25 protein-coding genes are annotated in these 21,770 nt (G+C 56.7%); 16 read left to right on the plus strand and 9 right to left on the minus strand.

The annotated features are described in order from the left end of the window. The first annotated feature begins 6 nt into the window (after positions 1-6). The 7 genes from HF679_RS00990 (at position 7) to hisP (ending at position 5,985) form a co-directional block, all read left to right on the plus strand. Positions 7-1,002 (plus strand): LacI family DNA-binding transcriptional regulator, encoded by a 996-nt coding sequence (locus HF679_RS00990; RefSeq protein WP_187042507.1) that lies wholly within the window; start codon positions 7-9, stop codon positions 1,000-1,002. 41 nt (positions 1,003-1,043) lie between these two features. After that, positions 1,044-1,625, plus strand: coding sequence for a UbiX family flavin prenyltransferase (locus tag HF679_RS00995; RefSeq protein WP_187042508.1), 582 nt, complete (start codon positions 1,044-1,046; stop codon positions 1,623-1,625). Between the two features lie 278 nt (positions 1,626-1,903). Further along, positions 1,904-2,686 (plus strand): lysine/arginine/ornithine ABC transporter substrate-binding protein ArgT, encoded by a 783-nt coding sequence (gene argT, locus HF679_RS01000; protein ID WP_123755260.1) that lies wholly within the window; start codon positions 1,904-1,906, stop codon positions 2,684-2,686. Between the two features lie 269 nt (positions 2,687-2,955). Then, positions 2,956-3,738 (plus strand): histidine ABC transporter substrate-binding protein HisJ, encoded by a 783-nt coding sequence (gene hisJ / locus HF679_RS01005; protein ID WP_123755259.1) that lies wholly within the window; start codon positions 2,956-2,958, stop codon positions 3,736-3,738. Positions 3,739-3,804: 66 nt separating this feature from the next. Next, positions 3,805-4,491, plus strand: coding sequence for a histidine ABC transporter permease HisQ (locus HF679_RS01010; RefSeq protein WP_123755258.1), 687 nt, complete (start codon positions 3,805-3,807; stop codon positions 4,489-4,491). Further along, positions 4,488-5,204: an ABC transporter permease gene (locus HF679_RS01015; RefSeq protein WP_123755257.1), complete on the plus strand. Its 717-nt coding sequence runs from the start codon at positions 4,488-4,490 to the stop codon at positions 5,202-5,204. Before HF679_RS01010 ends, HF679_RS01015 begins: the two co-directional genes overlap by 4 nt. 7 nt (positions 5,205-5,211) lie before the next feature. After that, the gene (gene hisP / locus HF679_RS01020) at positions 5,212-5,985 is read left to right on the plus strand and encodes a histidine ABC transporter ATP-binding protein HisP (protein ID WP_123755256.1); all 774 of its coding nucleotides are present in this window, start codon (positions 5,212-5,214) and stop codon (positions 5,983-5,985) included. A 42-nt stretch (positions 5,986-6,027) separates the two neighbouring features. Here the strand turns inward: hisP and HF679_RS01025 are convergent, their stop codons facing one another. The 7 genes from HF679_RS01025 to HF679_RS01055 all read right to left on the minus strand — a co-directional run bounded on the left by HF679_RS01025 (position 6,028) and on the right by HF679_RS01055 (position 10,641). After that, positions 6,028-6,525, minus strand: coding sequence for a GNAT family N-acetyltransferase (locus HF679_RS01025; RefSeq protein WP_187042509.1), 498 nt, complete (start codon positions 6,523-6,525; stop codon positions 6,028-6,030). Between the two features lie 86 nt (positions 6,526-6,611). Beyond that, entirely contained in the window at positions 6,612-7,178 is a 567-nt protein-coding gene (locus HF679_RS01030; protein ID WP_187042510.1) for a helix-turn-helix transcriptional regulator, read from the minus strand. A 38-nt stretch (positions 7,179-7,216) separates the two neighbouring features. Further along, positions 7,217-7,435 carry a hypothetical protein gene (locus HF679_RS01035; RefSeq protein ID WP_187043019.1) on the minus strand — a complete coding sequence of 73 codons (219 nt, stop codon included), beginning with the start codon at positions 7,433-7,435 and terminating at the stop codon, positions 7,217-7,219. 249 nt (positions 7,436-7,684) lie between these two features. Continuing rightward, on the minus strand, positions 7,685-8,578 hold the full coding sequence (locus HF679_RS01040) for a TIGR01777 family oxidoreductase (protein WP_123755252.1): 894 nt from the start codon (positions 8,576-8,578) through the stop codon (positions 7,685-7,687). Positions 8,579-8,596: 18 nt separating this feature from the next. Further along, a complete protein-coding gene (folX, locus tag HF679_RS01045) occupies positions 8,597-8,959 on the minus strand; it encodes a dihydroneopterin triphosphate 2'-epimerase (RefSeq protein WP_154144196.1) in 363 nt (120 codons plus the stop codon). Between the two features lie 65 nt (positions 8,960-9,024). After that, positions 9,025-9,654, minus strand: coding sequence for a GSH-dependent disulfide bond oxidoreductase (yfcG, locus tag HF679_RS01050; protein WP_123755250.1), 630 nt, complete (start codon positions 9,652-9,654; stop codon positions 9,025-9,027). Positions 9,655-9,726: 72 nt separating this feature from the next. Further along, positions 9,727-10,641, minus strand: a complete 915-nt coding sequence (locus HF679_RS01055) for a LysR family transcriptional regulator (protein ID WP_187042511.1) — start codon at positions 10,639-10,641, stop codon at positions 9,727-9,729. Between the two features lie 103 nt (positions 10,642-10,744). Between HF679_RS01055 and HF679_RS01060 the strand changes: the two genes are divergently transcribed. The 4 genes from HF679_RS01060 (at position 10,745) to yfcD (ending at position 14,134) form a co-directional block, all read left to right on the plus strand. Next, the gene (locus HF679_RS01060; RefSeq protein WP_123755248.1) at positions 10,745-12,163 is read left to right on the plus strand and encodes an aldehyde dehydrogenase family protein; all 1,419 of its coding nucleotides are present in this window, start codon (positions 10,745-10,747) and stop codon (positions 12,161-12,163) included. 97 nt (positions 12,164-12,260) lie between these two features. Then, positions 12,261-12,905 (plus strand): glutathione transferase, encoded by a 645-nt coding sequence (gene yfcF / locus HF679_RS01065; RefSeq protein WP_123755247.1) that lies wholly within the window; start codon positions 12,261-12,263, stop codon positions 12,903-12,905. 56 nt (positions 12,906-12,961) lie between these two features. After that, positions 12,962-13,513 (plus strand): phosphodiesterase, encoded by a 552-nt coding sequence (gene yfcE / locus HF679_RS01070; RefSeq protein WP_123755527.1) that lies wholly within the window; start codon positions 12,962-12,964, stop codon positions 13,511-13,513. A gap of 57 nt (positions 13,514-13,570) precedes the next feature. Further along, positions 13,571-14,134: an NUDIX hydrolase YfcD gene (gene yfcD, locus HF679_RS01075; protein ID WP_123755246.1), complete on the plus strand. Its 564-nt coding sequence runs from the start codon at positions 13,571-13,573 to the stop codon at positions 14,132-14,134. A 4-nt stretch (positions 14,135-14,138) separates the two neighbouring features. Here the strand turns inward: yfcD and HF679_RS01080 are convergent, their stop codons facing one another. Continuing rightward, positions 14,139-15,158: a LacI family DNA-binding transcriptional regulator gene (locus HF679_RS01080; RefSeq protein ID WP_123755245.1), complete on the minus strand. Its 1,020-nt coding sequence runs from the start codon at positions 15,156-15,158 to the stop codon at positions 14,139-14,141. 236 nt (positions 15,159-15,394) lie between these two features. On the opposite strand from HF679_RS01080, the gene HF679_RS01085 reads away from it, so the two are divergent. The 5 genes from HF679_RS01085 to HF679_RS01105 all read left to right on the plus strand — a co-directional run bounded on the left by HF679_RS01085 (position 15,395) and on the right by HF679_RS01105 (position 19,423). Further along, positions 15,395-15,838 (plus strand): PTS sugar transporter subunit IIA, encoded by a 444-nt coding sequence (locus tag HF679_RS01085; RefSeq protein WP_187042512.1) that lies wholly within the window; start codon positions 15,395-15,397, stop codon positions 15,836-15,838. An 80-nt stretch (positions 15,839-15,918) separates the two neighbouring features. Further along, entirely contained in the window at positions 15,919-16,191 is a 273-nt protein-coding gene (locus HF679_RS01090) for a PTS sugar transporter subunit IIB (RefSeq protein WP_041146575.1), read from the plus strand. A 67-nt stretch (positions 16,192-16,258) separates the two neighbouring features. Continuing rightward, positions 16,259-17,650, plus strand: a complete 1,392-nt coding sequence (locus HF679_RS01095) for a PTS ascorbate transporter subunit IIC (RefSeq protein WP_123755243.1) — start codon at positions 16,259-16,261, stop codon at positions 17,648-17,650. Further along, entirely contained in the window at positions 17,647-18,477 is an 831-nt protein-coding gene (locus HF679_RS01100) for a transketolase (protein WP_187042513.1), read from the plus strand. Before HF679_RS01095 ends, HF679_RS01100 begins: the two co-directional genes overlap by 4 nt. Continuing rightward, entirely contained in the window at positions 18,470-19,423 is a 954-nt protein-coding gene (locus HF679_RS01105; RefSeq protein ID WP_123755241.1) for a transketolase family protein, read from the plus strand. The genes HF679_RS01100 and HF679_RS01105 overlap by 8 nt, the downstream gene beginning before the upstream one ends. A 46-nt stretch (positions 19,424-19,469) precedes the next feature. Here HF679_RS01105 and pta read toward each other — a convergent pair whose 3' ends face one another. Then, entirely contained in the window at positions 19,470-21,614 is a 2,145-nt protein-coding gene (gene pta / locus HF679_RS01110) for a phosphate acetyltransferase (protein WP_123755240.1), read from the minus strand. Positions 21,615-21,770: the final 156 nt, after the last annotated feature.

Consider the following 21,770-nt stretch of genomic DNA (forward strand, 5'->3'; position numbering starts at 1 on the left):
AACGGCATGGTTAAAAAGACCCGAATTAAAGACATTGCGATGACGTGCGGGGTGTCTATTGCGGCGGTGTCCCGGGCCCTCAAAGGGCAGCCGGGGCTGAGCGAAGAGACGCGCCAGCGGATCCTGTCGATCGCAGAAGCACAGGGCTACGATTTTACTCGCCTGCGCAACGGACGAATCAAGCGTCTGCTTTTCCTGCTGCATCGCCAGCACAATATCGCCAGCGCCTTACCGTTCTATTCCAACGTGATGCTCGGGGTGGCCGACGCCTGCCGGGAAAATGACATTGCGATGAGTTTTCAGCCCATCGATCCGGATGACTCCATCGCGGATCTGATTAACCTGCACCAGCCTGACGCCCTGATTTGCGCCGGTTATCTGGAGGCAGAGGTGTTGAGCGAGCTGCGGAAAATGTCTCTTCCCGTGGCGCTGGTGGATCTGTGGGCCGCCGATTTTCCCTGCGTGAACCCGGACAACTACCATGGCGGCTTTGTCGCCACCCGGCATCTGCTGGAGCAGGGCAGGAAGCGGATTGCCTTCCTCGGCCATTCGCAACGCCATTACAGTATTCGCCAGCGCGTGGAAGGCTACCAGCAGGCGCTGTTTGAAGCGGGAGTTTCACTTTCTGAGGCGTATCGCGTCGAAGTGCCACCGGTCAAGGATATTGAGCAGGCGCTGGTTGAGGGGATGGAGAAACTGCTCGCGCTACCTCAGCCGCCAGACGCTATATTTGCCTATAACGACATGGCGGCGCTGGTGGCGATGCGGGTCTGCGCCCGTCAGGGGCTGAACGTCCCGGGCGATATCGCGATTGTCGGCTTCGATGATATCGATGCCGCGGCCTGGGCGCATCCGCCGTTGACCACCGTGGCGATTGATAAGCGCGAGCTGGGCCGGGATGCGTTTCGCCTGTTGCTTAATGAAGAGGGTGAGAGAAACCTGCTGATGCCGGTGCATCTGGTGGTACGTGAAAGCTCCGTGCGCTTGCGTCCTGCGCCATAATCCGGCAAAGTCTGCGACATTATGTGAAAGGGGCAAACATCGTGAAACGACTTATTATTGGAATTTCTGGCGCCAGCGGCGCGATTTACGGTGTGCGCCTGCTGCAAATTCTCCGCGATGTTCCCGATGTCGAAACCCATCTGATCATGAGTCAGGCCGCGCGACAGACCCTGGCGCTGGAGACCGATTATTCGCTGCGTGACGTGCAGGCGCTGGCCGATGTGGTCCATGATGCCCGGGATATTGCCGCCAGCATCTCTTCAGGGTCGTTTAAGACCGCCGGCATGGCGATCCTGCCTTGCTCGGTGAAAACGCTGTCGGGCATTGTTCACAGCTATACCGACGGCCTGCTGACCCGCGCGGCAGACGTGGTGCTCAAAGAGCGCCGTCCGCTGGTGCTGTGCGTGCGGGAGACGCCGTTTCACCTCGGACATCTGCGCCTGATGGTGCAGGCGGCGGAAATGGGGGCCGTTATTATGCCGCCGGTGCCGGCGTTTTATCATCGTCCGCAAACCCTCGACGACGTCATTAACCAGACGGTTAATCGCGTCATCGATCAGTTCGATATTACTCTCCCGCAGGACCTGTTTACCCGTTGGCAGGGGCCGTCTGACGCACCTTAATAGTGCTGTTTATTAACCTTTGCGCGGTTGCAGTGCAATTTTGCTGCCTCGATCAAATCCTCGACATTTAATTTGTTTTTTTGCGTCTGGCCGCTGCGGTTTATCCGCCAATGCTGTTATCTTCCCTTCTTAGACAATCCTGCAACCTTCTATTAACAAATTTAACGCTGTTTCCAGCACGCACTGAGAAGATGGCACAAAACCTGCAGGATTTGTTGGCAGCACACATAACTACATAACGCACGACATAACAACATCACGACACTTAAGGGTATTGTATGAAGAAGACGATCCTGGCCCTCTCTTTAATGATGGGACTCAGCAGTGCCTCCGGCGCGTTTGCCGCGCTTCCGCAAAGCATTCGTATCGGTACCGATGCCACCTATGCGCCTTTCTCGTCCAAGGATGCGAAAGGGGATTTCGTCGGCTTTGATATCGACCTGGGCAACGAGCTGTGTTCGCGTATCAAGGTGAAATGTACCTGGGTGGGCAGTGACTTCGACTCGTTAATTCCGTCGCTGAAGGCGAAGAAAATTGACGCCATTATCTCCTCGTTATCAATCACTGAAAAACGTCAGCAGGAGATTGCCTTCTCTGACAAGTTGTATGCAGCGGACTCCCGCCTGATTGCGCCGAAAGGCTCGCCGATCCAGCCGACCCTGGAATCGCTGAAAGGCAAGCATGTCGGCGTCCTGCAGGGTTCCACTCAGGAAGCCTATGGTAATGAGCGCTGGCGTAGCCAGGGTGTTGATGTGGTGGCCTACCAGAACCAGGATCTGATCTACTCTGACCTGGCCGCGGGTCGCCTTGACGCTGCGCTGCAGGATGAAGTTGCGGCCAGTGAAGGCTTCCTCAAACAACCTGCCGGTAAAGATTTTGATTTTGCCGGTCCTTCTGTCAAAGATAAAAAATTCTTCGGTGACGGTACCGGCATTGGCCTGCGTAAAACCGATAGCGAGCTGAAAACCGCGTTCGATAAAGCGTTAGGTGATATGCGTAAAGACGGTACCTACGACAAGCTGGCGAAGAAGTACTTCAACTTCAACGTGTACGGTGACTAAACGTCGCACCAGACCCGGGCAGCCGGGTCTGGTGGATGTGGCACATCCAGCAATGCCTTATTTTGGTGCGGTGCTCGCTTTTGCTGCATCAATATGGTGCACAAAAGGCGGGTCTGGCGGGTAAGTAGTGCATAGTTAAGCGTTTATGATGAGAAAAAATTTGCTCCATGGCGCAGAATGTTTTGCCTTCCCGGGGCGAATAATGGCACGATAACTGCCGTTAGCACTTCTTATAAACCCGTTAGAATGACAGTCTGTTGAGGATAGTTATGAAAAAACTGGCGTTGTCTCTTTCTTTGGCGCTGGCCCTTTCCAGCGTTTCCACGGTATTTGCAGCCATTCCGCAAAAAGTACGTATCGGCACCGATCCCACTTATGCCCCGTTCGAATCGAAAAATGCGCAGGGTGAATTGATTGGTTTTGACATCGATCTGGCGAAAGAGCTGTGTAAGCGTATCAATACGCAATGTACCTTCGTTGAAAACCCGCTGGATGCGCTGATCCCATCTTTAAAAGCCAAGAAAATCGATGCGATTATGTCGTCGTTGTCGATTACGGAAAAACGTCAGCAGGAAATCGCCTTCACCGACAAACTCTACGCGGCGGATTCTCGCCTGGTAGTGAAAAAGGGCAGCGATATCGTCCCTGACCTCGCCAAACTGAAAGGCAAGCGTATCGGCGTGCTGCAGGGGACGACGCAGGAAACCTATGGCAACGAGCACTGGGCGCCAAAAGGTATCGAAATTGTCTCCTATCAGGGCCAGGACAATATCTATTCTGACCTGACCGCTGGCCGTATCGATGCCGCATTCCAGGACGAAGTCGCCGCGAGCGAAGGATTCCTCAAACAACCGATTGGTAAAGATTACCAGTTTGGCGGGCCATCCATTAAGGACGAGAAGTTGTTCGGCGTCGGCACCGGTATGGGCCTGCGTAAAGAAGACAACGAGCTGCGTGAAGCGCTGAATAAAGCCTTCGCGGAGATGCGCAAAGATGGAACCTACGACAAGCTGGCGAAAAAATACTTCGATTTTAACGTGTACGGTGACTAACCATCAGGCGTACCCCATCGCGCGTGTTTAAGCGCGCGATGGACGATGACAGACAGGGCAGACAGCATGCTGTACGGGTTTTCACAGGTTATTTTTCAGGGCGCTATTGTTACGCTTGAACTGGCGCTCAGTTCAGTTGTGCTGGCGGTCCTTATCGGTCTGGCCGGTGCCGGAGCAAAATTATCGAGCAATCGACCACTGGCACTGGTATTTGAAGGCTACACCACGTTGATCCGTGGGGTGCCCGATCTGGTCCTGATGCTGCTGATTTTCTATGGGCTGCAGATTGCTCTGAACACCCTGACCGATGCGCTGGGCTTGTCTCAGTTTGATATCGACCCGATGATTGCGGGGATCATCACCCTCGGCTTTATCTACGGCGCCTATTTTACTGAAACTTTCAGGGGCGCATTCCTGGCCGTGCCAAAAGGGCATATTGAAGCGGCAACCGCCTTTGGCTTTAGCGGCGGGCAGACCTTCCGGCGGATCCTTTTCCCGGCGATGATGCGCTACGCGCTGCCGGGTATCGGCAACAACTGGCAGGTTATCCTGAAGGCGACGGCGCTGGTGTCTCTGCTGGGGCTGGAAGATGTGGTCAAAGCCACGCAGCTGGCGGGAAAAAGCACCTGGCAGCCGTTCTACTTTGCGATCGTTTGCGGCCTGGTGTATCTGGTATTTACAACGATTTCCAATGGTGTGCTGCTGCTGCTTGAACGCCGTTACTCCGTGGGCGTGAAGAGGGCTGACCTGTGATTGAGATTATTCAGGAGTACTGGAAATCCCTGCTGTGGACCGACGGTTACCGCTTTACCGGCGTCGCGATTACCCTGTGGCTGCTTATTTCCTCGGTGGTGATGGGCGGCATTCTGGCGGTCTTCCTCGCTATCGGCCGTGTCTCAAGCAACAAATACATTCAATTCCCGATCTGGCTCTTTACCTACGTATTCCGCGGTACGCCGCTGTACGTCCAGCTGCTGGTGTTTTACTCCGGGATGTACACCCTGGAAATCGTCAAAGGCACCGAACTGCTGAACGCGTTTTTCCGCAGCGGCCTGAACTGTACGGTGCTGGCGTTGACCCTGAACACCTGCGCCTACACCACGGAGATTTTCGCCGGGGCGATTCGCTCTGTGCCTGCCGGGGAAATTGAAGCGGCGCGGGCGTACGGTTTCTCTTCGGTCAAACTGTATCGCTGCATTATTTTGCCCTCTGCGCTGCGTATCGCGCTGCCCGCATACAGCAATGAAGTGATTCTGATGCTGCATTCCACCGCGCTGGCGTTTACCGCCACCGTGCCGGATCTGCTGAAAATCGCCAGGGATATTAACTCGGCGACCTACCAGCCGTTTACCGCCTTCGGGATCGCCGCGGTGCTCTATTTAATTATTTCGTATGTCCTGATTAGCCTGTTCCGCAAAGCGGAAAAGCGCTGGTTGCAGCATATCAAACCTTCTTCGACGCATTGAGACCGCCATGTCCGACAATAAATTAAATGTTATCGATCTGCATAAACGTTACGGCGAGCATGAAGTTCTGAAGGGCGTCTCATTAAAGGCGAAAGCCGGGGACGTTATCAGCATTATCGGTTCATCTGGTTCCGGTAAAAGTACCTTTTTGCGCTGCATTAACTTTCTTGAAAAGCCCAGTGAAGGCACGATTGTGGTTAACGGGCAGAATATTGGCCTGGTCCGCGACAAAGATGGTCAGCTCAAGGTAGCGGATAAAAACCAGCTGCGTTTGCTGCGCACCCGCCTGACGATGGTGTTCCAGCATTTCAACCTGTGGAGCCACATGACGGTGCTGGAAAACGTCATGGAAGCGCCGATTCAGGTGCTCGGCTTAAGCAAGCAGGAAGCGCGTGAGCGGGCGGTGAAATATCTGGCGAAAGTCGGGATTGATGAACGTCAGCAGGCCAAATACCCGGTGCATCTCTCCGGCGGTCAGCAGCAACGCGTGTCGATTGCCCGCGCGCTGGCGATGGAGCCGGATGTGCTGCTGTTTGACGAACCAACGTCAGCGCTCGATCCTGAACTGGTTGGGGAAGTGCTGCGGATCATGCAGCAGCTGGCGGAAGAGGGTAAAACCATGGTGGTGGTGACCCATGAGATGGGCTTTGCACGCCATGTCTCATCGCACGTCATTTTCCTGCATCAGGGCAAAATCGAAGAAGAAGGCAACCCGGACGAGCTGTTCGGCAACCCGAAAAGCCCGCGCTTACAGCAGTTCCTGAAAGGTTCGCTGAAATAAGTTTTCCGTTATCTCCCGGTGAGGTCGCTCGCCGGGAGAGTCTCAACGTTCCCGCCGGTACACCCAGTCGTCGTAATCAACCCCGTTCAGGTGGTAGGCATTTTCCAGCACCTGAATCCGCGTAAAACCATGTTTTTCCAGCAGCCGCGCTGAGCCGATATTGTCCCCGAGAACCCACGCATTGATGGCGTTAACGCCGAGCTGCTGAAATCCGTATTCGCATATTGCCTGTAGCGCTTCGCTGGCATACCCCTGGCCCTGGGCCTCCGGCAGCAGGGCATAGCCGACATCCGCTTCGTGCGGGTTTTTGCTGCTGATGCGCAGACCGATATCGCCAATAGCCTGATGATGGCGAGCGCGCAGGACAAATACTCCGGGGTCGGCGCAGCGGGCCGTAAACAGGTTACGTAGCGCGGCTTCATCAAGAAGCTCGCCCATAAACTGCATCACTTCAGGGTCGCGACGCAGGCGCAGGAAAAAGGGCCAGTCCGCTTCGGTAAACGGGGAAAGCAGCAGACGCGGAGTGGATAATGTCATCATAAGCGGGCCATTTCGCTGGAACGTCCGCTCACCTTACCACCAGAAAGTCATGGATAACATGATCTTATACCGGTGCTTGCGGCGGATTACCCCGCAGCTGGCGAGGTCGTTAGCGGTTTGTCTATCTGGTGAAAATAGTGCAACACGGTGTCGCTTTGACGAGAGGAGCGCAGCTGCAGCGCCAGATTCAGGCTGTCGAGGACCTCGGCCTGTTCGACCATCGGCGAATCTGCGGCCACTCTGGCTTCGGCAACCAGCCAGCTCACAATGGTTTTCCAGCGCCACAGCGGCGAATTGCCGGTGATGCGCTGTACCGGGCCGGGGAATTTGCCGGAGCCTCGCGCGCCGTCTTTTAGCAGGGCCACGGCCTGGCGTGAAAGGCCGGTGAGTTCGGCGATGTCGCTTAGCCCCACCAGCGTAGCGTCAACGGATTCAACCCGGATGTTCAGCGCTGATGCGGATTCGATGTTATCGATCGCTGACAGAATCGCTTGTTCAAGGGAATCGCTTTCGCGATCGAATTCCAGATACACCGCGGTGCCATAAAAACAGACCAGCGCATCAGTACAGCCTGCGCGATGCAGTGCGTCCTCAAGGCCTGGCGTATGGCTGTTAACGCCTGACAGGGTTAGCGTAAAGTTGTAGAGGGCCATTATTTGCGATCCTTATCGTTAAACCGGGGCGCCGACGCTCAGCGGCAGCGGTCGACCATCCTGATGATTTGCCTGGCATGATGCTCGGGAACGGCAGGGGTAGACCAGATGCTCATCATGTGTTCGCGATGACCAGCCGTACCGCACCTGAGTCGTCCAAAGCAGTGTGCGCTCTTGCCGCCAGCAATAAAAATCCATCCCCGTGCGCGTGCATAGTCAATTGCTGCTCTGATGTGTTTATCCGGATGTTCCTTCATCATCGAGTCCTGAGAGAGTGAATGATTTGTTGACGGATGTCAACATTATTTTGGTGAAAAAACAGACGCCAGGACGTTATGACAGAGAACGGCAAAAGAAGCTGGAATGCGCTTCACAGGAGAAAAGGGCGCAGCAGCAGGAGATGAGAGCGTTGCGAGACGGCTTCCACAGGCGGGTTTGCCAGGGCGATAAGGCGAGTGGGAAGAGCCAGGAGATAGGGGATCTCCCGGCGTTAACCGGCGGGGCGTTTAGCCAAGGATGTCTTTTAGTGCCTCTTCCAGATCGTACCAGCGGAAGCCAAACCCAGCGGCTTCCAGCCGTTTCGGCAGCGCCCGCTGGCCGCCCAGCACCAGCACCGATGACTCTCCCATCAGCAGGCGAATCGCCGTTGCCGGCACGCGGAAGATTGCCGGGCGATTCAGCGCCTCGCCGAGCGCATGGGCGAAGCGCTCATTGCGCACCGGATACGGAGAAACCAGATTAAATGGCCCGCTGAGGTCGTTATCCAGCAGCCACAGAATACCGTTCACCATATCGTCGATATGGATCCACGCCATATACTGCCTGCCATTGCCGATAGGGCCGCCGAGGCCAAGCCGGAAGGCCGGCAACATTTTGGCAAGGATCCCGCCCTTCGGTGCCAGCACGACGCCGGTGCGCAGCAGGCAGACGCGGGTGCGGTCGCTCTGGGCTTCGCAGGCCAGTTGCTCCCAGCGGGCGCAGAGTTTGTGGGTGAATTCGTGGTGTGGCGGTTCCTCTTCGGTGACGACAACTTCCCCGAGATCGCCGTAATAACCGACGGCAGAACCGCTGATCAGTACTGACGGTGGGGTATCGCTGGCGTTGAACAGGTTGACCAGTTTTTGGGTGATATCCCAGCGGCTGTGGCACAGGCGCTGTTTTTGTTCCGCCGACCAGCGTTTGTCGGCGATAGGCTCGCCCGCCAGGTTGATAACGGCATCGATATCATTGAGGTGATGATGGCCCTCGAAGCCGCGCCACAGGGTGACGCGGGCATCCAGTCGGCCTTGCGCTTTTTCCGGGCTGCGTGTTGATACCGTTACGTGATGCCCAAGCTCCAGCAGCCGGGGGATCAGATGCCGGCCAATCAGGCCGGTACCGCCAGTAAGCAGAATCCTCATAGCGCCTCCCTAAGAAGCTTAGCGCCGCCAGCTCATGGTCATGGACACGGAGTCGGCATAGCGCAGTGCGTAAAGTTTATCGATCTCTACTTCAGCATAAGTGACCCAGTGGTGTTCGCATGCGATATCGAGCACATCCTGCGTTAATTTTTCCAGCAGGGAGAAGCGGTTATTCTCAATATGGCTGATGATGCGCTTGGTGATGGTGCGATAATTGAGCGCATCGTTGATATCTTCACTGCATCGCGACTGCTCTGCCGGGTAGTGAATCGCGACGTTAATAACCACGTCCTGACGGTTAGCGATCTCTTCCTCTTTAATACCGATAAAAGTACGTAAGCGCAGGTTCTTTATCCGAATAATAGCGTCTGGCTGAGACATTGCAGGCTTCCTCCGTGTTGTAATTTCCGCAATCATACATGAAAGCAAGCCATGCGAGCAGGGGGTTAACCGTGTTGAATTTTCATCATCGTTTGTGTGGTAGCAGGACGCTGACGGATGCGCTCAAACCAGTTATGTACCGCCGGGAAATGGGCGAGATCGATCCGCTGACGCTGGTGGGCGTTAATCCACGGCCAGCAGGCGATATCGGCAATACTGTAGTGCTCGCCGCCGAGCCACGGACTGGCCTCCAGGCGGCGGTTCAGCACGGTGTACAGGCGCTGGGTTTCCACCTGATAGCGCTCAATAGCATAGGGCACCGTCTGCGGCGCACTGTGGTTGAAATGGTGATTTTGTCCCAGCATCGGGCCTAATCCGCTGACCTGCCAGAACAACCACTGCAGTGTGGTATAGCGCTCCCGGAGTTCACCGCTCAGCAGCTTCCCGGACTTCTCCGCCAGGTAAAGCAAAATTGCCCCGGATTCAAATACCGCGAGCGGAGCGCCGCCGTCGACGGGAACATGGTCGACAATGGCGGGAATTTTATTGTTCGGTGACAGGGTAAGAAACTGCGGGCGAAACTGTTCGCCGCGGGTGATATCTACCCGAATCAGGCGGTAGGCCAGCTGCGCCTCTTCGAGAAACAGCATAATTTTGTGGCCGTTGGGGGTGGGCGCGTAGTAGAGGTCGATCATGGAGTCTCCCGCCGTCGTGGTCGCACGCTTTTCGAGTATAGGCGACCTGCCGACATCCGGGAGCGGCTAAGATTAAATAGTGCGGGTGGTGCCGGGGCGTTCCCGCATCTCGCGCAACAGGGCGATAAACGCCTTCAGCCCCGGCGGGACGTGGCGTCGTCCGGGGTAATAGAGGCGCAGCCCACCAAACGACGGACACCACGCTTCCATGGCGCTGACGAGCCTGCCGCTGGCCAGATCTTCCTGAATAAACCAGTCAGAGATAAATGCCAGACCAATGCCCGCGCGGGCCGCGCAGTGGATGGCGCGCATTTCGCTGAGAATAATCCGCGGCGGCACGTTGACCGTCACTTTTTGCTGATGCCGTTCCAGCTCCCAGTGATACAGCCCGCCGTGGGACATCCGCATGCCGATGCTCTGATGGTGCTGCAGATCTTCCGGGCTTTGTGGGGTGCCATGATGGGCAAAATAGTCCGGCGTCCCGACGATCAGCATGCGCACGTCAGGGGTGAGAGGGACGGCAATCATATCCTGCGGCAGGGACTCCGCGAGGCGGATCCCGGCGTCATAGCCTTCGGCGACAATATCAATCAGCCGCGACTCGGTGGTGATGTCCAGGCGCATTTGCGGATAGCGTTTAAGGAACGCATCGAAGATATCAAACAGCAGCACGCTGCTTTCGCGCGGCGCGTTGATGCGCAATGTTCCGCTGGGCATTTCCGCCTGGGTGGCTATCTCCTCCGAGGCCCGCTGGATCTCCGCCAGCGCCGGAGCGACACGTTCAACATAGCGTTGCCCGGCATCGGTCAGGGCAACGCTGCGGGTGGTGCGGTTAAACAGACGGACGTTGAGCCGCGCCTCCAGACCGGCGATGGCGTTGCTGATGGCGGTGGCCGACATGCCCAACTCCCGGGCGGCAGCGCGAAAGCTGCGCCGGTGGGCGACGGCAAGGAGGATTTCCAGTTCAGTCAGACCGCTACGATGCATGATTATCCCGATTTTCGTGACAGGTTGTGTTGATTATACCCTCTTATCGGGCTAATGCCCCGGCCCTATACTGCCTCACATACACTCCCTGAGGACGACCATCATGCTGCATATTGACAATATCTATATCAACGGTGAATTTGTTACCCCGCACGGTAGCGAAACCTTTGCGCTGTTCAACCCCGCAACGGAGGCGGTGATTGGTCAGGTGCGTCTGGCGGATGAAGAGGACGCACGCCGGGCTATCGCTGCGGCAAAAGCGGCGTTCCCCGCGTGGTCGAAGACCACAAAACAGCAGCGTCTGGCGGTGCTGGAGCGGATGTATCAGGCGGTTCGGGCGAGAGAAGCGGACTTACTGGACGCCATTGTCACGGAATACGGCGCGCCTGCGTCGCGGGCACAATGGATGGCGGAGTGGCCGGCGCAAACCATCAAACTGGCGATGGAGACCCTGGCGGGCTTTGAATTTGTTGAGCAGGTGGGACGGGCGCAGGTTGTGATGACCCCGGTAGGCGTGGCGGGGTTGATTACCCCGTGGAACAGCGATGCGGGGTTTATCTGTAACAAGCTGGCGACCGCGATGGCTGCCGGTTGTACCGCGGTGATTAAGCCCAGTGAAATGAGCGCGTGGCAAACGCAGATCGTTACCGAAGCGCTGCACGCGGCCCAGATCCCCGCAGGCGTCGTGAATATCGTTACCGGCCGTGGCGAGGTGGTCGGCGATATCATCAACCTTCATCCCGATATTGCGAAGATCTCCTTCACCGGCTCCACCGCCGTCGGCAAACATATTATCGCCAGCGGCGCGCAAACCCTGAAACGCGTCACGCTGGAGCTCGGCGGTAAATCGCCAACCCTGATTCTGGATGATGCCGATGTGCAGCAGGCGGTGCCCCTGGCGCTGGCGGCCGGGTTTATGAACAGCGGCCAGGCGTGCATTGCCGGAACGCGTATTCTGGTCCCGGAACAGCGTCTGGCGGAGTTTGAACAGGCTATCGTGGAGGGGATGAAGGCGTATATCTCCGGCGACCCGCGCGATCTGCACACCACGATTGGCCCGATGGTCAGCCAAAAGCAGTGGCAACGGGTGCAGGAGTATATCCGCCTGGGGCAGCAGGAAGGGGCGCGAGTGCTGGTCGGCGGCGAAGGCCGGCCGCAGGGAATGGACAAAGGCTGGTGCGTTAAGCCAACCGTATTCAGCGATGTGCACAACCAGATGCGGATTGCCCGGGAAGAAATTTTTGGCCCGGTGCTGGTGATTATCCCGTATCAGGATCAGGCCGAGGCCATTGCGCTGGCCAACGATACCACCTATGGCCTCAGCGCCTTGGTGTTAAGCGGCGATCGCCAGCGTGGTCAGGAGGTGGCGTTGGCTATCGAATCCGGGCGCGTGCTGGTGAACACTCTCGATCATGAACCACTGGCGCCCTTCGGCGGCTTTAAGCAATCCGGCCTCGGGCGCGAGATGGGGAAATGGGGAATGCAGGCCTACCTGGAGCCGAAAACCGTGCTGGTTGGCTAACGGTTCCGGGGATGCAAAATCCTCATGGTGCGGTAAGTGACATCCTTCAAAAGACAGGATATGTTGGCTTATCGCCCCATAATTTGTAGAGGATGTCATGAGCCAGCCCGTCATTACCCTGTGGTCCGATTCGCAGTTTTTCTCGCCGTATGTGATGTCCGTTTACGTTGCTCTGCAGGAAAAAAGCCTGCCGTTTACCCTCAAAACCATTGACCTGGAAAAGGGGGAGAACCATCAGCCGGGCTGGCAAGGCTACAGTGCGACCCGCCGCGTGCCGCTGCTTGAAGTCGACAATTTCTTTCTCAGTGAATCTTCCGCCATTACCGAATATCTCGACGAACGTTTTGCCCCGCCGGAGTGGGAGCGCCTGTATCCCCACGACCTGCAAAAGCGCGCCCGGGCGCGTCAGGTCCAGGCCTGGCTGCGCAGCGACCTGATGCCGATCCGTGAAGAGCGCTCGACGGCGGTGGTCTTTGGCGGCGAAAAGCGGCCGCCGCTGAGCGAGGCCGGGCAGAAATGCGCCTCCCGGCTGTTTGACGCCGCCGGTGCGCTGCTGGCCCACGGCGGCAACAACCTGTTCGGCGAATGGTCGCTTGCCGATACGGACCTTGCGTTGATGCTCAACCGCCTGGTGCTCAACGGCGATGAGGTCCCGGAACCGCTGGTGGACTACGCCACATTTCAGTGGCAACGTGCGTCAGTTCAACGTTATGTCGCACTGTCAGCTAAACGTGCCGGCTGATTAGCAGCGGCGCTTCCGTTATCATAGGCGCATCAAAATGCGTGGAGATGGAAGAAATGAAGCTGATGTTTGCATCGGATATTCATGGTTCCCTGCCCGCTACCGAACGCGTTCTGGAACTGTTCGCGCAAAGTGGGGCGCAGTGGCTGATCATTCTTGGCGATGTGCTCAATCATGGGCCGCGTAATGCGCTCCCCGCAGGCTATGCGCCTGCGGAGGTCGCTACAAAGCTCAATAGCGTGGCTTCGCGAGTGATCGCCGTGCGCGGTAACTGCGACAGCGAGGTCGATCAGATGCTGCTGGAGTTCCCGATAACCGCGCCGTGGCAGCAGGTGTTGGGCGAACGCAACCGGCTATTTCTGACCCACGGACATCTGTATAGCCCCGAAAAAATGCCCCCGCTCGCCGCTGGCGATGTCCTGGTTTATGGTCATACTCATATTCCGGTAGCCGAGAAGCGCGGCGATGTTTTTCTCTTCAATCCCGGCTCGGTCAGCATCCCCAAAGGGGGATTCTCCGCCAGCTACGGTCTCCTCGATGGGGATAAACTGCAGGTTTTAGCACTCGATGATCATCAGGTTATTGCAGAGGTTGCAATTAACCCGTAATTTACCCCCAACCGTAAAGACGCGCCGCGAGAGCGCTTTCATAAGTAAGGTTTCCTGATGGCGGAACAGAACGATTTGGCAAGCACAGAATGGGTAGATATTGTTAATGAAAACAATGAGGTGATAGCGCAATCCAGCCGCGAGCAAATGCGTGCGCAGTGCCTGCGTCATCGTGCGACCTATATTGTGGTTCATGACGGAATGGGCAAAATTCTGGTGCAGCGCCGCACCGAGACCAAAGATTTCCAGCCGGGGATGCTGGATGCCACCGCCGGTGGTGTGGTTCAGGCCGATGAGCAACTGCTGGAATCAGCCCGCCGCGAAGCGGAAGAGGAGCTGGGCATTGCCGGTGTTCCTTTTGCCGATCACGGCCAGTTCTATTACGAAGATAAGCACTGCCGCGTCTGGGGAAGTCTGTTCAGCTGCGTGTCGCACGGCCCGTTTGCCCTGCAGGAAGAGGAGGTCAGCGAAGTGTGCTGGCTGACGCCTGAAGAGATCACCGCCCGCTGCGACGAGTTCACCCCGGATTCGTTGAAAGCGCTGGCGCTGTGGATGACCCGCAACGCCAGCAATGAATCAGCAAAATCAGAGAAGTCAGAAAAGCCGGAAGAGGCCGAGTAGCGGCCTAACAGCTATCCCGCAGGCATAAACTGGAGACGATAGGCTTTCTACCGCTCCAGTTGCCTTCATTCAGGCGCTCCAGCAGCGCGCGTCCTGCTTCAATGCCTATTTTATGATGCGGTACGGCCATCGTGGTGAGCGGCGGCTGGCACACCCGGCTGACATCGCTATCGCCAAAACCGACAACCGCTAAATCGTCAGGGACCTTGATACGTCGCCGCTGGCATTCATACAGCGCGCCGCACGCCAGTTCATCCGAAACGCAGACCAGCGCATCCAGTTCCGGCCACGCCAGTAAAAATTCCGGTAGCTGAGAGGCCCCGGTGGAAAAGCTCGGGGGAAGCGCGGCGTTAATCACCCGGTTCGGCGACATATGGTGGCGCAGCATCGCTTTGTACCAGCCCTGCAGGTGCTGCTGAAAAATCCACTGTTCCTGATTGGCACACAGCAGGCCGATATTCTGATAGCCGCGCAGGACCAGCATCTCTGTTAACTCGAACATCGCAGCCGCGTTATCGATGCCGATATTCATATCGATCGGATCGGCGCGCATCGCCCCCATCTCCATGACCGGTATTGAGGCGTTGTTCAGCCACTGGCGCACGGTATCGCTATGTTCAACGCTCAGGAGAATGGCGGCGGCAATGTTAGAGGCCAGCAAGGTTTCCAGCAGCTTCTCTTCCTGCTCTACGCGATGCTGCGATTCCGCAAGCATGATTTGATAACCCGCCGGCTGCAGCATCTGCTGAAGCCCGGCAAACATCGCGGAACATCCCGCTTCGGCAAGATTCGGCACCACCATGGCGATGGTTTTCGATGAAGCGGAAGCCAGGGCGCTGGCGGCCAGATTGGGCATATATCCCAGTTCCTGTACCGCGGCTTCGATTTTTTCACGAAGCTTATCAGAAACCTGCTCCGGCGTGCGTAGCGCTCGCGAGACGGTCATCGTGCCCACGCCAGCAAGCTGAGCAACATCGGCGATCGTCACTTTACCGGTACTACGCCGTTTTCGGGTTAGAGACATACACATTCCTGCTGAACAGTCGCTTTTTATTGATATCTATCGTTTTAGGTCTCAGGAAGTATACGCCTTAAATCCATACTTTTGCTGCGTTTTCAACTGATGATGACGAATTGATAGCGCTATCACAAATTTGAATGTTATCTGTTGGTAGCGCTATCTTTGTGATCTTTGTCGCAGCTAACCGTTGAGCGCTTGAATAAAGTTTGCCCATCTTTTGCGAAAAGACGGGAGATAAAATGCTCAGCACATGGCTCTTTGATTCCACCATTACGCTCCAGCAGCACGTAGATGAGTGGCAGCAGGCGCTTGAGGTTTGCGCCAGACCGCTACTCGACGCGGGCGTGATCGTGCCCGAGTACGTCACCGCGATTATGGAACAGCACGACAAGCTGGGGCCGTATTACGTGCTGGCGCCCGGACTGGCGATGCCGCATGCGCGACCGGAGGAGGGAGCAAGAGGGTTAGGTTTATCGCTGTTGAAGCTGGATCAGGGGGTGTCGTTTGGTTCAGAGGAATTCGACCCGGTCGATATTATTATTATGCTGGCGGCTCCCGATAAGCATAGCCATATCGAGATGATCTCGGCGTTGGCTGAATTATTTTCCAGCGACCACGATATGCAACAATTACATCAAGCGAAGGCTCTGGAGGAGATTAAAACCATCATCGCGCGCTTCTGACTTCATTTTATTATCCGACTAATAACACATTACGCACCGGCGTGATGCGGACGTACTCTACCCAAAAAAAGGTGCTAACAATGAAAATTATGGCAATTTGCGGTTCTGGCCTGGGCAGTAGTTTTATGGTTGAGATGAATATTAAAAAAGTGCTTAAAAAACTCGAAATAGAGGCCGAGGTGGAGCACTCCGATCTCTCATCGGCAACGCCGGGTGCAGCAGACTTATTTGTGATGGCCAAAGACATCGCCGCCAGCGCCAGCGTGCCGGAAAGCCAGCTGGTGGTGATAACCAACATCATCGACATCAATGAACTCGAAGCGCAACTGCGCGCGTGGTTCGCCAAACAATAACTATTTTTACCCTCATTCATTTGAGTTGCTGCAACTTGCCGAATGACGGGTATATAGCGAGGCGGATATGTTTATTCTTGAAACGCTGAATTTCGTTGTTGATATTTTGAAAGTGCCCTCGGTGCTGGTGGGGTTAATTGCCCTGATTGGCCTGGTGGCGCAAAAGAAATCATTCTCTGATGTCGTAAAAGGAACCATTAAAACAATACTAGGGTTTATTGTTTTGGGCGGCGGGGCGACGGTATTAGTCGGTTCGCTCAATCCACTGGGCGGCATGTTTGAGCATGCTTTTAATATCCAGGGGATTATTCCAAATAATGAAGCGATAGTGTCTATCGCGCTTGAAAAATACGGCGCCTCGACCGCGCTGATCATGGCTTTTGGCATGGTCGCCAATATTGTCGTCGCCCGCTTTACGCGCCTGAAGTATATCTTCCTGACCGGGCATCATACCTTCTATATGGCCTGTATGATTGGGGTGATCCTTACCGTGGCGGGCTTCGAAGGTGTCGGTCTGGTGTTTACCGGCTCATTGATCCTCGGGCTGGTGATGGCATTTTTCCCGGCGCTGGCGCAGCGCTATATGAAGCGTATTACCGGCACTGACGACATTGCCTTCGGCCACTTCGGTACCCTGGGCTATGTGCTGTCCGGCTGGATTGGTAGCGTCTGCGGCAAGGGCTCCCGCTCGACCGAAGAGATGAACCTGCCGAAGAATTTAAGCTTCCTGCGCGACAGCTCAATCTCTATCTCTCTGACCATGATGATTATCTACCTGATCATGGCCGTGAGTGCAGGGCGCGAGTATGTCGAAAGCACCTTCAGCGGCGGCCAGAACTACCTGGTTTACGCCATCATCATGGCGATTACCTTCGCCGCCGGGGTATTTATCATCCTGCAAGGGGTGCGCCTGATCCTCGCGGAAATCGTGCCAGCGTTTACTGGCTTCTCTGAAAAACTGGTGCCGAACGCCCGTCCTGCTCTGGACTGCCCGGTGGTTTACCCGTATGCGCCCAATGCGGTGCTGATTGGCTTCCTGTTTAGCTTCCTCGGCGGTCTGGTGGGGCTGTTCCTCTGCGGGCAGTTCAAGTGGGTGCTGATTCTGCCTGGCGTCGTGCCGCACTTCTTTACCGGCGCTACCGCTGGCGTGTTTGGTAACGCCACCGGCGGACGGCGCGGAGCGATGATCGGCGCGTTCGCGAACGGCCTGCTGATCACCTTCCTGCCGGTACTGCTGCTGCCGGTACTGGGGGCCATCGGTTTTGCCAATACCACCTTCTCTGACGCCGATTTCGGCGCGGTCGGCATCGTGCTGGGCAACCTGGCGCGCTATCTGTCGCCGTTTGCTATTACCGGTCTGGTTGTGGCGTTGTTCGCCCTGCTGGTGCTGTACAACGTTTTTGCCAAAAAGAAATCTGTGGGCGGCGGCGCGCAGGAAAACAGTGGAGCTAAATCATGAATGTGAAAGAAGTGACCAGACTGGCGCGCGAGATCCGTGTTGCCACCCTTAAATCGCTGACCGATCTTGGATTTGGCCACTATGGCGGCAGCATGTCGGTGGTGGAAACGCTGGCGGTGCTGTATGGCGCGGTGATGAAAATCGACCCCGCCGATCCGGACTGGCCGGAGCGTGACTACTTTGTGCTGTCGAAAGGCCATGCCGGCCCGGCGCTGTACAGTACGTTAGCAATCAAAGGTTATTTCCCGACGGAAGAGCTCAGCACGCTTAACCAGAACGGCACGCGACTGCCCAGCCATCCGGACCGTCTGAAAACGCGCGGCGTGGATGCCACCACAGGCTCGCTGGGGCAGGGGATCTCTATCGCTGGCGGCATGGCGTTGTCGCATAAGCTGGCGGGACGGCCGAATCGCGTATTTTGCATCGTCGGCGACGGGGAGCTGAACGAGGGACAGTGCTGGGAAGCGTTCCAGTTTATTGCCCATCACCGGCTGAATAACCTGACCGTGTTCGTTGACTGGAACAAGCTACAGCTGGACGGCAAGCTGGACGACATTATTTGCGCTTTCAATCTGGAAGATAAATTCCACGCCTTTGGTTTTGATGTTGTGACCGTCAAAGGCGATGACATCCCCGGACTGCTGGCGGCGGTACAGCCGGTGCCTCCGGCCGATGCGCCGCCGCGGGTGGTGATCCTCGACAGCGTCAAGGGCCAGGGGGTGCCGTATCTCGAGCAACTGGGTAATAACCACCATTTGCGCCTGACGGCTGAGATGACAGAGACGCTAAACGAGACCATTCGCCAGCTGGAGGCCGAACATGATTAAGGTTGCACCTGCAGGACAAAAAGATGCCGTAGAGATGCGCAAAGTCTACGCCGGATTCGTCGCGCAGCAGATTGACGCCGGTAGCCCGATTATCGCCCTGGAAGCGGATCTGATGAGTTCTATGGCGATGGACGGCGTCGCGCGGGAACACCCGCAGCACGTCATCAACTGCGGCATTATGGAGGCCAACGTGATCGGCACCGCCGCCGGGCTGTCGTTGACCGGACGCAAACCGTTTGTTCATACCTTCACCGCCTTTGCCAGCCGTCGCTGCTTTGACCAGCTGTTTATGTCGCTGGATTATCAGCGGAATAACGTCAAGGTCATCGCCTCCGACGCTGGCGTCACGGCCTGCCACAACGGCGGCACCCATATGTCGTTTGAAGATATGGGGATCGTTCGCGGGCTGGCGCACTCGGTGGTGCTGGAGGTGACCGATGCGGTGATGTTCGACGATGTGCTGCATCAGCTGATGAAGCTTGAGGGGTTTTACTGGGTACGCACCATCCGCAAGCAGGCGCCGAGCGTGTATGCGCCGGGCTCAACGTTTACGATCGGCAAGGGTAATGTGCTGCGCGAAGGTGAAGATATTACCCTGATTGCTAACGGCATTATGGTGGCCGAAGCGCTCGAGGCGGCCAGGCAACTTGAGCAGGAAGGGGTCAGCGCGGCGGTGATTGATATGTTTACCCTGAAGCCTATCGACCGCATGCTGGTGAAAAATTACGCCGAGAAAACCGGGCGCATTGTCACCTGTGAAAACCACAGTATTCACAACGGGCTGGGCTCTGCAGTGGCCGAGGTGCTGGTGGAAACCTGTCCGGTGCCGATGCGTCGCGTGGGGGTGAAGGAGCGGTACGGTCAGGTGGGGACGCAGGATTTCCTGCAAAAGGAGTATGGCCTGACGGCACATGACATTGTCTCGGCGGCCCGCGAGCTGCTGTAAATAAAAAGGCGACCCTGAGGTCGCCTTTTTTCATGCCGGAGGCAGATTACGCTTGCTGCTGAGACGACTGAATCGCGGTCAGTGCGATGGTGTAGACGATATCGTCAACCAGCGCGCCACGGGACAGGTCGTTCACCGGCTTGCGCATACCCTGCAGCATTGGCCCGATGGAGATCAGGTCAGCAGAACGCTGTACGGCTTTGTAAGTGGTGTTACCGGTGTTCAGATCCGGGAAGATGAACACGGTCGCACGACCCGCAACCGGAGAGTTCGGCGCTTTGGATTTCGCGACGTCAGCCATGACAGCCGCATCGTACTGCAGCGGGCCGTCGATCATCAGATCAGGACGTTTTTCCTGCGCCAGACGCGTTGCTTCACGTACTTTTTCTACATCGCTACCGGCACCAGAATTACCGGTGGAGTAGGAGAGCATCGCTACGCGCGGCTCGATACCGAATGCAATCGCAGAATCTGCGGACTGGATAGCGATCTCAGCCAGCTGCTCAGCGGTAGGGTCCGGGTTGATCGCGCAGTCGCCATACACGTAAACCTGCTCAGGCAGCAGCATGAAGAACACGGAAGAAACCAGCGAGCTGCCTGGTGCAGTTTTGATCAGCTGCAGCGGCGGACGGATGGTGTTGGCAGTGGTGTGTACCGCGCCAGAAACCAGGCCGTCGACTTCGTCTTGTTCCAGCATCAGAGTGCCGAGAACCACGTTGTCTTCCAGTTGCTCACGAGCAACCGCTTCGGTCATGCCTTTGCTCTTACGCAGTTCGACCAGGCGAGCGACGTAGCTTTCGCGAACCACTTCCGGATCGACGATTTCGATACCCGCGCCGAGCTCAACGCCCTGCGCAACCGCAACGCGGTTGATCTCGTCCGGGTTACCCAGCAGGACACAGGTCGCGATGCCGCGCTCTGCACAGATGGCAGCGGCTTTAACGGTACGCGGTTCATCACCTTCCGGCAGAACAACGCGTTTGCCGGCTTTACGCGCCAGCTCGGTCAGCTGGTAACGGAAGGCTGGCGGAGACAGACGACGGCTGCGCTCAGAGGTGGCGGTCAGGGATTCGATCCAGTCAGCGTTGATGTAGCTTGCAACGTATTCCTGAACTTTCTCAATGCGCTCATGATCGTCAACCGGTACTTCGAGGTTGAAGCTCTGCAGGCTCAGGGAGGTCTGCCAGGTGTTGGTGTTCACCATGAATACCGGCAGGCCGGTGGCGAAAGCACGTTCACACAGTTTGCTCACGCGAGCGTCCATTTCGTAAGCGCCGGTCAGCAGCAGTGCGCCGATTTCAACGCCGTTCATGGCTGCCAGGCAAGCGGCGACCAGCACGTCAGGACGGTCAGCAGAAGTCACCAGCAGAGAGCCGGCACGGAAGTGCTCCAGCATGTGCGGGATGCTGCGTGCGCAGAACGTTACGGATTTCACGCGACGGGTGTTGATGTCACCCTCGTTAACGATGGTGGCATTCAGGTGGCGAGCCATATCGATCGCACGGGTGGCGATCAGATCGAAGCTCCACGGCACCGCGCCGAGGATCGGCAGCGCGCTGCCAGTCTGCAGCTGTGCCGGATCGATCTTCACAACTTTCGCTTTGGAAGAGTCGTCGAAGATTTCTGACAGGTCAGGACGTGTACGGCCCTGTTCGTCAACCGGCGCATTCAGCTTGTTGACGATAACACCGGTAATGTTGGTGTTTTTCGCGCCGCCAAAGCTGTTGCGCGTCAGTTCGATACGCTCGTTCAGCTGTTCCTGAGTGTCCGTACCCTGAGACATCACGAAGACGATTTCCGCGTTCAGCGTTTTCGCGATTTCGAAGTTCAGAGACTGGGCAAACTGGTGTTTGCGGGTCGGGACCAGGCCTTCAACCAGCACCACTTCAGCATCCTGAGTGGCAGCGTGGTAGTTAGCGATAATCTCTTCCATCAGCACGTCTTTCTGGTTGCTGGACAGCAGAGATTCGACGTGGCTCATCTTCAGCGGCTCAGCAGCCGGAAGGCTGGAGTTGGCGCGAACGATGGTGGTGGTCTGGTCTGGTGCATCGCCGCCAGCGCGTGGCTGGGCGATAGGTTTGAAGACGCTCAGGCGAACGCCTTTGCGTTCCATTGCACGGATAACACCGAGGCTGACGCTGGTCAGGCCAACGCTGGTTCCGGTAGGGATCAGCATGATGATACGGGACACGATATATCCTCTTTCGTTACCGCCAGAATCTGGCGGGATAGAAAACTACACCACCCGCTTCCCGTCATACTTCAAGTTGCATGTGCGTTGGCTTTACTCGCTCACCCCAGTTACGTACTACTCGTACGCTCCTGGGGATTCTCTGCGTCGCCGCCT

The sequence above is a fragment of the Enterobacter sp. JUb54 genome, from assembly GCF_014298075.1.
GTDB lineage: Bacteria > Pseudomonadota > Gammaproteobacteria > Enterobacterales > Enterobacteriaceae > Klebsiella > Klebsiella lignicola.